Annotated in this window: 11 protein-coding genes; 9 read left to right on the top strand and 2 right to left on the bottom strand. The window is 65.9% G+C overall.

All coding sequences use genetic code 11. The annotated features are described in order from the left end of the window. The first annotated feature begins 123 nt into the window (after positions 1-123). The 4 genes from RLQ26_02935 to ppdK all read left to right on the top strand — a co-directional run bounded on the left by RLQ26_02935 (position 124) and on the right by ppdK (position 6825). Positions 124-990 (top strand): S49 family peptidase, encoded by an 867-nt coding sequence (locus tag RLQ26_02935; GenBank protein ID MEQ9087678.1) that lies wholly within the window; start codon positions 124-126, stop codon positions 988-990. A 117-nt stretch (positions 991-1107) separates the two neighbouring features. After that, positions 1108-2016 (top strand): glycine--tRNA ligase subunit alpha, encoded by a 909-nt coding sequence (locus RLQ26_02930; protein ID MEQ9087677.1) that lies wholly within the window; start codon positions 1108-1110, stop codon positions 2014-2016. Further along, positions 2009-4147, top strand: coding sequence for a glycine--tRNA ligase subunit beta (glyS, locus tag RLQ26_02925; GenBank protein ID MEQ9087676.1), 2139 nt, complete (start codon positions 2009-2011; stop codon positions 4145-4147). The genes RLQ26_02930 and glyS overlap by 8 nt, the downstream gene beginning before the upstream one ends. Beyond that, on the top strand, positions 4144-6825 hold the full coding sequence (gene ppdK / locus RLQ26_02920) for a pyruvate, phosphate dikinase (protein MEQ9087675.1): 2682 nt from the start codon (positions 4144-4146) through the stop codon (positions 6823-6825). Before glyS ends, ppdK begins: the two co-directional genes overlap by 4 nt. Before the next feature lie 19 nt (positions 6826-6844). Here the strand turns inward: ppdK and RLQ26_02915 are convergent, their stop codons facing one another. Continuing rightward, positions 6845-7285, bottom strand: coding sequence for an Hpt domain-containing protein (locus RLQ26_02915; protein ID MEQ9087674.1), 441 nt, complete (start codon positions 7283-7285; stop codon positions 6845-6847). A 103-nt stretch (positions 7286-7388) separates the two neighbouring features. Further along, positions 7389-8261, bottom strand: coding sequence for a folate-binding protein (locus tag RLQ26_02910; protein MEQ9087673.1), 873 nt, complete (start codon positions 8259-8261; stop codon positions 7389-7391). Positions 8262-8337: 76 nt separating this feature from the next. Here RLQ26_02910 and RLQ26_02905 point away from each other — a divergent pair, with 76 nt between their 5' ends. The 5 genes from RLQ26_02905 to RLQ26_02885 are packed head-to-tail and all read left to right on the top strand — an operon-like array spanning position 8338 to position 13673. After that, on the top strand, positions 8338-9228 hold the full coding sequence (locus tag RLQ26_02905) for a glycosyltransferase family 2 protein (GenBank protein ID MEQ9087672.1): 891 nt from the start codon (positions 8338-8340) through the stop codon (positions 9226-9228). Beyond that, positions 9228-10262 carry a glycosyltransferase gene (locus RLQ26_02900; protein ID MEQ9087671.1) on the top strand — a complete coding sequence of 345 codons (1035 nt, stop codon included), beginning with the start codon at positions 9228-9230 and terminating at the stop codon, positions 10260-10262. The genes RLQ26_02905 and RLQ26_02900 overlap by 1 nt, the downstream gene beginning before the upstream one ends. After that, positions 10262-11308: a glycosyltransferase gene (locus RLQ26_02895; protein ID MEQ9087670.1), complete on the top strand. Its 1047-nt coding sequence runs from the start codon at positions 10262-10264 to the stop codon at positions 11306-11308. Before RLQ26_02900 ends, RLQ26_02895 begins: the two co-directional genes overlap by 1 nt. Beyond that, positions 11305-12636 carry a dihydroorotase gene (locus RLQ26_02890; protein ID MEQ9087669.1) on the top strand — a complete coding sequence of 444 codons (1332 nt, stop codon included), beginning with the start codon at positions 11305-11307 and terminating at the stop codon, positions 12634-12636. Before RLQ26_02895 ends, RLQ26_02890 begins: the two co-directional genes overlap by 4 nt. Before the next feature lie 26 nt (positions 12637-12662). After that, a complete protein-coding gene (locus tag RLQ26_02885) occupies positions 12663-13673 on the top strand; it encodes an MDR family oxidoreductase (GenBank protein ID MEQ9087668.1) in 1011 nt (336 codons plus the stop codon). Positions 13674-13751: the final 78 nt, after the last annotated feature.

The following is a 13751-nucleotide window of genomic DNA, read 5'->3' as shown; positions in this document are numbered from 1 at the left end:
CCGCACGCGGGACGGGCCGGTCGCTGCGGGTCCTTGCCGGTCCCTGGTGATCCCTGGCGACCCCTGGCGATCCCTGAATGGTGGCGCTTGGCAGGGTGCCTCACCCTGACATAGTCTTTCCCGATGGTTACAACCGCCGAAAACGCGCTGGGCCGATTGTGGGGTCGGGGCCGGCCGCTCGTCACCGTGCTGCGCCTCTCGGGGGCGATCGGGCAGGGCAGCCGCCTGCGCCAGGCCCTCTCCATGCAATCGCTGTCGAGCACCATCGAGAAGGCCTTTCGTCCCTCCCGCCTGACGGCGGTGGCGTTGCAAGTCAATTCACCGGGCGGCTCGCCGGTGCAATCCTCGCTGATCGCCGCTCGTATCCGCCAGTTGGCGCGGGAAAAGGATGTGCCGGTGCTGGCCTTCGCCGAAGATGTCGCGGCATCGGGCGGCTACTGGCTGGCCACGGCCGGAGACGAAATCTTCGCCGACCGCAATTCGATCATCGGCTCCATCGGGGTCGTCTTCTCCGGCTTCGGATTCCCAGAGCTTCTTGCCAGGATGGGTGTGGAGCGCCGGCTTCACGTCGCGGGCGAGAACAAGGGTATGCTCGACCCCTTTCGCCCGGAGGATGCGCGTGACGTGGCCCATCTCAGGGAAATCCAGAAACGCGTGCATGAGGACTTTATCCGTCACGTGCGCGAGCGCCGCGGCCGGCGGCTCAAGGGCGCGGACGATGTGGTTTTCTCGGGCGCCTTCTGGTCCGGCGGACAGGCCCTCGACCTTGGCCTGATCGACGGGATCGGCGACATGACCTCGGTCCTCAAGAGCCGGTTCGGCGACAAGGTGCGGATCAAGCCGGTAGGCGGCAGCCGGGCCCTGTTTCGGCGTCCAACCTTCACAGGTGCACGGGCCGCCGGCGGCGGGGTGGGGGAGCCGGGGCTCTGGGCCGACCAGCTTCTGGCAGCCGTCGAGGAACGCGCCCTCTGGGGCCGTTTCGGCCTCTAGGCGCGGCCGGTCGTTATTGACCGGTCCCCCCCATCCCGGTAGGTTCCGCCCAACTTTCGCCGGCGCCGCCGGCGGCCGTTCTTCAGACGCTTTGCCCCTTTCCGCGGACCCAGGCGCGTGGCCCAGAAATCGAGAGAAACCGCCCCGAAAGCCGGGGGAAAGGCGGATGATTTCCAGTCGCTCATCCTGCGTCTGGCAAGCTTCTGGGCCGATCAGGGCTGCGTGCTGCTCCAGCCTTACGACATGGAGATGGGGGCGGGCACGTTTCATCCGGCGACCACCCTGCGGGCCCTCGGCCCCAAGCCCTGGCGCGCCGCCTATGTCCAGCCCTGCCGCCGGCCGACAGACGGGCGGTATGGCGACAATCCCAACCGGCTCCAGCATTACTACCAGTTCCAGGTGGTGCTGAAGCCGTCTCCGGACGATGCCCAGGCCCTCTACCTCGACAGTTTGCGCCATCTCGGGATCGACCCGCTGGCCCATGACATCCGCTTCGTCGAGGATGACTGGGAAAGCCCCACGCTGGGGGCATGGGGGCTCGGCTGGGAGGTCTGGTGCGACGGGATGGAAGTCACGCAGTACACGTATTTCCAGCAGGTGGGCGGGTTCGAGTGCAAGCCCGTGACGGTGGAATACACTTACGGGCTCGAACGCCTCGCCATGTATATCCAGGGGGTCGAGAATGTCTACGATCTGGACTGGAACGGGCAGGGCATCACCTATGGCGACGTCTTCAAGCGGGGCGAGCGTGAATTCTCTCACTACAATTTCGAACAGGCCGACACGGAAGCACTGATCCGCCACTTCGCCGACGCCGAGGGGGAATGCGCCAAGCTGGTAAAGGCCGGCCTGGCCCTGCCGGCCTATGATCAGTGCATCAAGGCCAGCCACACCTTCAATCTTCTGGATGCGCGTGGCGTGATCAGCGTGGCGGAGCGTCAAAGCTATATTCTGCGCGTGCGCGAGCTGGCGCGCGCCTGTTGCCGGTTGTGGCTCGAATCGGAAACCGGGACGGGCAATGGCTGAGCTCCTGATCGAGCTCCTGTCCGAGGAGATCCCGGCGCGCATGCAGGATCGCGCGGCCGGGACATTCCGCACGCTCGTGCTGGACGAATTGGCGGCGGCCGGTCTCGCGCCCGCTGATCCGGCCAGGGCTGAAGCACTGGTCACGCCCCGCCGTCTCGCCCTTGTGGTGCCGGACCTGCCGCTCCGTCAGGCCGATCAGGTGATCGAGCGCAAGGGGCCGCGGCCCGATTCGCCGGCCCGGGCGATCGAGGGGTTTCTCAAGTCCGCCGGGCTCGACTCGATCGATGAGGCCGAGCTTCGCGAAACCGACAAGGGGATGTTCTATTTCAGCTCCCGTCATGTCGCTGGCGAACGGGCGGAAAAGGTCCTGCCCGGCCTTGTCGGCGCGGCCATCGGCGGGCTCGGCTGGCCAAAATCCATGCGCTGGGGCGAGACCGATTTCGCCTGGGTCCGGCCGCTTCTCTCCGTCCTCGCCCTGTTCGATGGCAAGGTGCTCAAGGGGGCGGTGGATCTGGGCGGCGCGGCGATCGAATTTACCGGCCGGACATCGGGTCACCGGTTTCTTGCGCCCGGGCCCGTCCGGGTCAGGAACTTCCGGGATTACGGCGAAAAGCTGCACAACGCCTTCGTCATGCTCGACGGCAAGGAGCGGCGTGACTTCATCCGGCAATCGGCCGAGGCGCTGGCCCGACATCACGGCCTTCGGCTTGGCGCGGAGGGCGGACTTCTCGACGAGGTGGCGGGCCTGGTCGAATGGCCCGTCGTGCGGATGGGCCGGATCGATTCCGCGTTCATGGATCTGCCGCCCGAGGTGCTGGTCACCGCCATGAGCAAGCACCAGCGCTATTTCGCCCTGCATACCGGGACGAGCCGGCTGGCCGACCGGTTTCTCCTGGTCAGCAACATGGAAACCGACGATGACGGCGCCGCCATAATCGCGGGGAACGAGCGCGTGCTCCGCGCGCGGCTGTCCGACGCCAAGTTCTTCTGGGATCAGGACCGGCGCCAGACACTCGCGAGCCGGGCCGCGCGGCTCAAGGAAATCACCTTTCACTCCCGCCTCGGCACGCTCGACGACAAGGCGGACCGCGTGCAGGCGCTGGCCGTCGCCATCGCCCGCCATGTACCGGGCGCCGACGGGGATCGGGTGCGCTCCGCCGCGCGGCTTGCCAAATGCGATCTGACCAGCGGCATGGTGGGCGAGTTTCCGGAACTCCAGGGCGTCATGGGGCGCTATTACGCCCTCGGTGACGGCGAACACGCAGAAGTGGCGGATGCGATCCGCGATCATTACGCGCCACAGGGGCCCGGTGATGCCTGCCCCGCGGCTCCCGTCACCGTGGCTTTGGCGCTGGCCGACAAGATCGACACGCTGGCGGGATTCTTCGCCATCGACGAGAAGCCGACGGGCTCAAAGGATCCTTACGCACTGCGCCGGGCGGCGCTCGGCGTGATCCGGCTGATCCTCGAAAACGGGCTGCGCCTGCCGCTTGACCCCGTCTTTGGGGCGGCCGGCGCCAGCCGCGACGTGGCCAGCGATCTGCTCGGGTTCATTGCCGACCGTCTCAAGACCGGGCTGCGCGAACAGGGCGTTCGCCACGACCTGATCGCCGCTGCTTTCGCGGCCCGAAAGACGGCGACGGATGGCGTCGGGGCGGAAGATGATCTGGTCCGGCTGCTTGCCCGCGTCGCCGCCCTCGAGGCGTTCCTCGACAGCGAGGCCGGGGGCAACCTCTTGATTGCCTATCGCCGGGCGATGAATATCGTGCGTGCGGAAACGGCCAAGGGTGGCTTCACGCCAGGCCCCGTCTCGGCCGACCTGCTCCGGGAGCCGGCGGAAAGGGCGGCCTTCGAGGCGGTGACGGCAATCCGTCAGCCGGTCCGGCGGGCGCTCGAAAAGGAGGATTTCGAGGCCGCGATGGGGCATTTGGCGAGTCTCAGGCCGGTACTTGATGTGCTATTTGATGAGGTGACGATCAACGCCACCGATGCCGGCCTTCGGGAAAACCGGCTGCGCCTGCTGAGCGAGGTGGGCGGGGCTATCGAGGAAGTGGCCGACTTCTCCCGGGTGGAAGGAGAATCGGCCGGTTCTGAAAGCAACACGGGTCAGGGAAAAAGAGGTCAGGGATGACGAAATGGGTCTACAGCTTTGGCGATGGCGCGGCCGAGGGGATGGCGGGGCTGCGCGAACTGCTGGGCGGCAAGGGCGCCAATCTGGCGGAGATGAGCAATCTCGGTCTGCCGGTGCCGCCGGGCTTCACCATCACCACCGAGGTGTGCACCTATTTCTATGATCACGATCGCAGCTATCCCGACGATCTTGCGGAGCAGGTGAACGAGTCTCTCGCACTGGTCGAGAGGCGCACCGGCGCCAAATTCGGTGACGCTTCCAACCCCCTCCTCGTGTCCGTACGCTCGGGTGCCCGCGCCTCCATGCCTGGCATGATGGACACCGTTCTCAATCTCGGTCTCAACGACGAAACCGTGGAAGGCCTCGCCCGGCACAGCGGGGACGAGCGGTTCGCCTATGACAGCTACCGGCGTTTCATCACCATGTTTGGCGATGTTGTGCTCGGCGTGCCGCATCATGTCTTCGAGGAAGAGCTGCAACTGCACAAGGCGGACAAGGGCTTTGATCTGGACACCGAGCTTTCGGCCGGTGACTGGAAGCATCTGATTGGCATCTACAAGGAAAAGATCCAGCAGGAGCTCGGCGAGCCCTTCCCGCAGGATGTGCGCGACCAGCTCTGGGCCGCGATCGGCGCCGTCTTCAAGAGCTGGATGAACCAGCGTGCCCGGACCTACCGACGGCTGCACAACATCCCCGCTGAATGGGGAACGGCGGTCAACGTGCAGGCCATGGTGTTCGGCAACATGGGCGGGGACTGTGCGACGGGCGTCGCTTTCACACGCGACCCCTCCACCGGGAAGAAGGAGTTTTATGGCGAGTTCCTCGTCAACGCGCAGGGGGAGGACGTTGTTGCAGGCATCCGCACGCCGCAACACCTGACGGTTGCCGGCCGCAAGTCCAATGGTTCCGACCTGCCTGCAATGGAAGAGGTCATGCCGGATGTGTTCGGGCAACTGGTGGAGGTCCGCGCCCAGCTCGAAAAGCATTATCGCGACATGCAGGATATCGAGTTCACCGTTCAGAAGGGCACGCTGTACATGCTGCAGACCCGGAACGGGAAACGTACCGCGGCGGCGGCGCTCAAGATCGCGGTCGACATGGTCGAGGAAGGGCTGATTTCCCGCGAGGAAGCGATCAAGAGAATCGATCCCGCCTCCCTCGACCAGCTTCTGCATCCGACGCTCGACCCCAAGGCCGAGCGCCAAGTGCTCGGCCGCGGCCTGCCGGCGTCACCCGGCGCGGCGTCGGGCCGGATCGTGTTCAGCTCCGACGATGCGGAAGCGCGGACGGCGCGCGGCGAAGCCGTGATCCTGGCGCGCATCGAAACGAGCCCCGAGGATATCCACGGCATGCACGCGGCCAGGGGCATCTTCACGACCCGCGGCGGCATGACCAGCCACGCGGCCGTGGTGGCGCGCGGCATGGGCCGGCCCTGCATCGCGGGGGCAGGCGAATTCCGCATCAGCTATGCCGACGCCACCATGACGATAGGCGATACGGTTCTCAAGGCCGGCGACATGGTAACCCTCGACGGCGAGAAGGGCGAGTTGCTGCTGGGCGAGGTGCCGATGGTCAAGCCCGACCTCTCGGGCAATTTTGCCCAGATCATGGAATGGGCCGATTCGGTGCGCCGATTGCGTGTGCGTACCAATGCCGAAACGCCGCGCGACGCGGAAGTGGCTCGCGAATTCGGCGCCGAAGGCATCGGCCTTTGCCGGACCGAGCACATGTTCTTTCAGGACGACCGCATTCTCGCCATGCGCGAGATGATCATGGCCGAAAACGTGCAGGGACGGCGTAAGGCGCTCGACAAGATCGAACCCATGCAACGCCAGGATTTTGTCGAACTGTTCGAGATCATGTCGGGCCTGCCGGTGACCATTCGTCTCCTTGACCCGCCGCTGCACGAATTCCTGCCGCATACGGACGAGGAGATGGAAAATCTTGCCCGCGCAACCGAGAAATCGGTCGACGAGGTGCGCCAGCGGGCCATCCGGTTGAAGGAAGCGAACCCGATGCTGGGCCATCGCGGCTGCCGGCTCGGAATCACCTATCCCGAGATTTACGAAATGCAGGCGCGGGCCATTTTCGAGGCGGCAAGCGATGTCATCAAGAAGGGCAAGGACAAGGTGCTGCCCGAGATCATGGTGCCTCTTGTCGCCACCCGGCGTGAACTCGATATTCTGAAGGAGGTCATCGACAAGGCGGCACAAGATGCGAGGAGCCAGACCGGAGTCAAGGTCGACTACCTGGTGGGCACCATGGTGGAGTTGCCCCGCGCGGCGCTGGCGGCAGATCACATTGCCGAGACGGCCGAATTCTTCAGCTTCGGCACGAACGATCTGACGCAGACGACGCTCGGGCTGTCGCGCGACGATGCGCAGAACTTCATGGAGGCCTATCTGCAGAAAGGCATCTTCGGTACGGACCCCTTCGTCACCCTGGATATCGATGGCGTGGGCCAGCTCGTCCGCATCGCGGCAGAACGCGGCCGGGCGGCCCGCGACGGGCTTAAGCTCGGCATTTGCGGCGAGCATGGCGGCGATCCCACCTCGATCTATTTCTGCGAACGGGTGGGGCTGGATTACGTTTCCTGCTCGCCCTATCGGGTGCCGATCGCCCGGCTGGCCGCGGCCCGCGCCGCCCTCGAGGAATCGTCCGAGCCCGTTGACGCCTGAGCCGGCCGCCCGCCGCCCGCTAGGGGGATGATGACAGATCGCGCAGCCGGGTGACGAGTGCCTGCCCGGCCGCGCCGCCCGGCCCGGCGATGCGGTGCTCGGCCACGAGTGACAATGCCTCGAGATGGGCGAGACAGATGTCGCGCCGCGGCTCGGCCACCGGGCCCGCGCGCAGCAATTCGCACAGCATGCCCGCGATTTCACTGATCAATGGATAGCCGAAGCTGCCGCCCTGGCCCTTGATATCGTGTACGACGCCGAAAAGCCGTCCGGTCTCGTCGGGCGACAGGTTGCCGGCGCGATCGCCCAGCACATCCCGCGCCCGGGCAATTTCCTGCCCGACCCAGTTCGGATATTGGGCCGCCAGCGCCGCGACAGATTCCTCGGCCTCCGCCAGCCTGTCCCGGTCTTCCGTGGCAGCCCTGCCATCCGGCGGGATGGCTTGGGAACTCTCGCTCATGGCTCGGCCTTTCCCAGGGGTTGGTGCGGCTTCGCCCGCGAGTCTGTGGCTCAATTCCTGACGAAAGCCTAAAGCCCGCGCCGGATGCGCGAAAATTCGGGGATCATCCGGTCGATCCATGATCAAAAACTTCGAGCCGCATACCATCGGCTGTCAGGGGGGCGTCATCCGAAGACGGGTCCGGCAGGGAGTCGAGCCGCAGCAGGGCGAGGCCGATCCCGTTCGTGGATGATTTCATCTCGCCCGCGGTCTGATCTCCGGCCATGACCGGCGTTCCCGACGGCGGGAGCGGGGCATCGGCACGAATCGTCATCAGCCGCTTGCGGATATTGGCGCGATAGCGCGTTCGGGCCGTCAACTCCTGACCCATGTAGCAGCCCTTGTCCCAGTCGATGCCGTTGAGGCGGTCGATCCCATGTTCCAGAAGGAGCGCCTTGCCGACCGCCATGTCGCGGCTGCCATCGGGCACGCCATGGCTCAGGCGACGCGTTTCGTAAAGGTCGAAATCGGTGACCGACGCGCCCAGCCGGGCGGCGACGTCATTGATCGTGCCGGCGGGAAAAATCACCCGGTGTCCCAGGTCCGGATGACGTGGATCGCGGTACACAAGGGTGTCCGCGCCCGCGTTCGGGATGGCGCCGTCGGTCGCATTGAGGAGTGCCGCCACGTCGCGCTCGGCGCTCTCGTCCGAGATATCGACCTTCGATCGAAGCCGGTAGCGCAAGAGCCGTGTTTTCAGGTCCTCGGCCCGCTCGCGCTCGCAATCGAGGACGAGCGCCTCACCGTTGGCCACGATCAGAAAATCATGAAGGAACATGCCCTGCGGGGTCAGCAATGTGGCGTACACCGCCCGGTCGGCCGCCAGCGTGGTGATGTCGTTGGAAACGAGATTATCGAGGAAGGTGACACGGTCCGGGCCGGTCAGGCGCAGCAGGCCCCGGGCAGGGAGGGGAACGATTTGGCTGACCTCGGACATATGCGGGCGGAGACCTGGAAAAAACGAAACATCAAAGCACTTCTCACCTAAGCACGGAGCTGCGGTTTGGCAAGGGGTGTCCCGGCGGGCCGCGCTGCTTGGCAAGGGGCGGGACGGTCCCTATAACATCGGGCTTGCCGTCCTCATCCCGCCCAGCCTGCCGAGGCCCCGATTGGACACGCCCGCCAACCCAGCCCAGCTTTCCGCCGTTGTTGTCGTGCACAACGAGGCCCATCAGCTCGCCGCCTGCCTCGAACGCCTTGATTTCGCCGATGAGATCGTGGTCGTGCTTGACAGATGCACGGACGGCTCGAAAGAGATCGCGGCCAGCTTCACCGATCGCCTCGTGGAAGGAAGCTGGGAGCGGGAAGGGCCGCGCCGGCACGCGGGAATTGAGGCGGCTCGAGGTCCGTGGATTCTCGAAGTCGATGCGGATGAGCGGGTCAACTCCGTCCTGGCCCGCGAAATTGGCGCGATGGTCGCCACCTCGCGCGACCACTATCATCGCATCCCGGTCGCCAATTACATCGGCGATCGCCTCGTGCAGTACGGCTGGGGCGCGTATTTCGGGAAGTCGGCCTACATGGGCCTCTTCCGGAAAGGCTACAAGAGCTGGGGAGATGAGCGGGTTCACCCGCGAATCCGCTTTCGTGGCCGCGAGGGCGAGGCGCTGGAGACGGCGCTCAACCATTATGTTGATCGCGATATCTCGGACATGATCCGCCGGCTCGATCGCTATACCACACTGCGCGCGGCCGATCTGCGCGACAGTGGCGATCCGGGCCGGCTCTGGCCCAATATCCGGCGGATTTTCTCGCGCTTCTACAAATGCTTCATCCGCCGCAAGGGCTATCGGGAAGGGCTGTACGGGTTTCTGATTGCGCTTTTCGCCGGGCTCTACCCGATTTTGTCCTATGCCAAGGCGCGCCTCGAGGGGTCCGGCGATACCGGCGACGAGGGCGCGTGATGGCGCGGGTGGTGATGACCGATGACGGGATCGCCTTTGACGGGCATACCCTGACCGAGCGGGCGTTGGGTGGCGCCGAATCGGCCTTCGTCTCGCTCGCCGAGGCGCTTGCCGGGCGCGGACATGAGGTGTTTGTCCGCAACAACTGTCCGGCCGCGGCGGTGGTCAACGGAGTCGATTGGGCGCCGCTGGACACGCCTGCGCCCGAGCAGCCCGATCTTTATGTCGCCAACAGGAGTTACCGTCTGCTCGACGGGTTTCCCGGCGCGCGCCGCCGGATCTTCTGGATCCACAACCCGGCGCAATATCTCCTCAAGTTCCGCTACCTTTGGCGTCTCGCCCGGTGGCGGCCCGTGATCATTTTTTCCGGCCGCAGTCACCTCGCAACCTATCCCGCCTGGGCGCCCGATGGCGGGCGGGTTATTCTTCCCTATGGCATCGAGGAAAGATTCCGCATCGGAGAACCGGCCGCCGCGCCGCCGCCCCCGCGCGCGATCTTCACGTCCAACCCGCTGCGATCACTCGACTGGTTGCTCGAGCTCTGGGCGCGCGACATCCATCCGGCTCTTCCGGCGGCCGAGCTTCATGTCTTTTCCGGCGCCAGCACCTATGGTGCGGCCGGCGACCGGAAGGCGGCACAAATGAAGGCGGTCCTGGACCGGGCGCGCGCATTGGCCGATCAGGGCGTCCGGCTGCGCGAGCCGGTTCAGAAGGACGTGCTGGTCCGGGAACTGGCGTCGGCCCGCGCGATCCTCTATCGCGGCGATCCGGGCGAGACGTATTGTCTGGCTCTCGGCGAGGCCCAGGCCATGGGCGTGCCGGCGGTAATCCAGGATATCGGCGCCGTGCGCGAGCGCATCGTCGATGGCGAGACGGGCTTCATCGCCGCTGATGACGATGCTTTCGCGCGGTCAGCCGTGGCGCTTCTTGGTGATGACGCACTCTGGCACCGCCAGCACCAGGCGGCGCTGGCCCGGCAGCGCAACTGGGGGTGGGATCAGGCGGCGGCCGAATTCGAAAGGCTGCTTCCCTGATGCGCGTGATGCAGATCATGGCGGGCGCTTTGCATGGCGGGGCGGAGACCTATTTCGTCGATCTTGTCTCGGGCCTGCATCGCGCGGGTCTGGATCAGATTGTGGTCATCCGGCGCAACCCGGGGCGCGCCGAGGCGCTCGGGCGGCATTCCATCTACCCGGTCGAACTCCCGTTCGGTGGAATGTTCGATTTCACCACCCGGCGCAAGCTGGCGCGGCTCATTCGCGAGACGAAGCCCGATATCGTGCAAAGCTGGATGAACCGGGCGACCCGGTTCGTGCCCTCGCGCGACGGGACCTGGCCGTTTGTCCATGTCGGCTGGTTCGGCGGCTACTACAAGGTCGCGAATTATCGTCATTGCGACCATCTGGTGGGTGTCACCCCTGATATCCGCGCCCATCAGGTGGCCGGCGGGTGGCCCGACGACCGGGCGCATTACATCCCGACCTTCGCCGCGACAAGAAAAGTCCCGCCCGTCCCGCGCGAAAGTCTTGAGACGCCCGAAGGCGCGCCGGTGATCCTCGCCCTGGGTCGGCTGCACTGGAAAAAAGCCTTCGATATCCTCATCAGGGCGATGGCCGATGTGCCTGAGGCGTATCTCTGGCTCGCGGGCGAGGGCGAGCTTCGAGCTGAGCTGGAAGAGCTGGCGCGGCGCGTGGGGGCCGCCGAGCGGATACGGTTTCTCGGCTGGCGCGATGACCGCGAGGCGCTCCTGGCGGCGAGCGATCTTTGTGTCATGCCCTCACGCTACGAACCTTTCGGGACAGTGATGATCGAGGCCTGGGCACAGGACGTCCCGCTCATCGCCGCCGCCGCGGCCGGCCCCAAGGGGCTCATTCGCTCGGGCGAAAACGGGGTGCTGGTGCCGATCGACGATGTCGCTGCCCTGTCGGCAGCCATGCGTCAGGTCCTGCAGGACAAGGAGTTTCGCCAGCGCATCGTGGCCGGCGCCCGGGTTGAATTCGATGCCAGGTTTACGGAGCAGGCCGTGGTCGGGCAGTATCGGGCGTTCTATGCTGACTGCCTGAAAGGATCTTCCGCGTGAGCGATCGGTTTGACCTGATCATCCGTAATGCCACTGCCGCTCTGCCACAAGGAGTTGTGCCGGCGGATATTGGCATCAACGGGCAGAGCATTGCGCAAATCGGCGATCTGTCGGGAGCTTCGGCCGAGAACGAGGTGGACGCGCGGGGACTGCATGTCCTGCCCGGTGTGATCGACAGCCAGGTGCATTTTCGCGAGCCCGGTCTGGAGCACAAGGAAGACCTGGCGACCGGCACAGCGGCGGCGGCGCTGGGCGGCGTGACGGCGATCTTCGAGATGCCCAACACCAACCCCAGCACGCTGACGGAACGCGATCTGGCTGACAAGGTGAGCCGCGCCCGCGGCCGAGCCTGGTGCGATTTCGCTTTCTTCATGGGATGTGCGGCGGAGAACGTCGATCGGCTGGCCACGCTGGAGCGCCTGCCGGGCTGCGCCGGCGTCAAGATCTTCATGGGGAGCTCCACCGGATCCCTCCTCGTCAAGGATCCGGAAATCCTCGCCCGCGCGCTGGCCAACGGCACCCGGCGCGTCGCCATTCATGCCGAGGACGAGGACCGCCTGCGCGAGCGCGCTCACCTCGCGAAGGAAGGCGGGCACCCCCGGTTTCATCCGGTCTGGCGCGACGAGCAGACCGCCATACGCGCCACCGAGCGCGTTCTGTTCATGGCCGCGAATGCCCGCCGGCGTGTCCACGTGCTCCATATCACGACGGCGGATGAAATCCGGCTCCTGTCGGGCTTCAAGGATATCGCCACGGTCGAGGTCACGCCCCAGCATCTCACGCTGGAGGCGCCTGACTGCTACGAACGTCTGGGCGCCCTGGCGCAGATGAACCCGCCGATCCGGGATGGCGCCCACCGCGCCGGGCTGTGGCAGGGCGTCGAACAGGGGATCGTGGATGTCATCGGCTCGGACCATGCCCCGCATACGCGAGAGGAAAAGGCCAGGCCCTATCCGGGCAGTCCGGCGGGCATGCCGGGTGTGCAGACCCTGGTCCCGGTCATGCTCAATCACGTGGCGGAAGGCCGGCTGACGCTGGAGCGCTTTGTCGACCTGACATCCGCCGGCCCGGCCCGGATCTACAACATCGCGCGCAAGGGCCGGATCGCCGTCGGCTATGATGCGGATCTCACCCTTGTGGACCTGAAGGCGCAGCGCGAAATCCGCGACGCCGATATGGCCAGCAAATGCGGCTGGACGCCTTTTGACGGCAAGACAGTCACGGGATGGCCGGTGCGCACGGTTATTCGCGGCTCCAGCGTGATGATCGACGACGAACTGACGGGCAAGCCGCGGGGCGAGGCGGTGCGTTTCACCGAGTGCCTGTAGCGCCAGATTGACCTGAGGAGAAGACCATGAGTGATTCGTTCAAGGCCGTGCTGGTCTCCCAGACCGGAGAGGGGAAGGACGCGACATATTCGTCTGCCTTGACCGAATTGCCGGTCGAACGCTTGCCGGAGGGCGACGTGACCCTGCGGGTGCTTTTCTCCAGCCTGAATTACAAGGACGGGATGATCACCACGGGCCGCTTCGGGCCGCGCGCCGGGCCGTACCCGCTGGTTCCCGGAATCGATCTCGTCGGCGAAGTGGTCGATAGCGCCGAGGCCACCCTGTCGCCCGGCCAGCACGTCATCGTGACCGGCTGGGGCATTGGCGAGCGCCACTGGGGCGGGTTCGCACAGATGGCACGCGTCCGAAGTGACTGGATCACACCGCTGCCCTTGTCCCTCAATCCCATTCGGGCCATGGCGATCGGCACAGCCGGGCTGGCCGCGATGATGGGGATCATGGGGATGGAGCGCATGGGACTGGCACCCGACCAGGGCGAGGTTCTGGTCACTGGAGCCGCCGGCGGGGTTGGCAGCCTCGCTACCGCGATATTGGCCAATCTTGGCTACGATGTGGTGGCCTCGACGGGCCGGCGCGATCAGGATTCGTATCTCAGGGATCTCGGCGCGCGCGACGTCATCGACCGCGCCGAGTTGTCGGCGCCCACGGACAAGCCCATGCTGGCCGAACGCTGGGCCGGCGCCATCGATAATGTCGGCGGTGCCACGCTGGCCAACATCCTGCTCGCGCTGAAGAGCCGGGGCAGCGTCGCGTCCATCGGGCTGGCCGGCGGGCGGGAACTGCACACCACGGTGCTGCCGTTCCTGTTTCGGGGCATCAACCTCTTGGGCGTCGATACGCCCCTCGCGCGCCCCGAGGAACGCCGCGTCGCCTGGGACCGGCTCGCCCGGGAGCTGCCGCTCGACAAGCTTGACGCCATGATCGAGATGGCGCCGCTTGCGGCGGTGCCGGACTTGGCCGAGGAAATCATCCAGGGCAGGGTGCGCGGGCGCACGGTGATCGACGTAAACGCCTGATCCGGCTGGCGATTATTCCCCTAACCATTCCCTAAGGGGTTGGTCGTAGTCTGGCCGGCGCATCGCCAACCGGGACGC

Source organism: Alphaproteobacteria bacterium (genome assembly GCA_040220875.1).
In the GTDB taxonomy this organism is placed as follows: domain Bacteria; phylum Pseudomonadota; class Alphaproteobacteria; order JAVJVX01; family JAVJVX01; genus JAVJVX01.
Note: the sequence above shows the minus strand (reverse complement) of the source record. Positions and strands in the feature narration are given on the sequence as shown.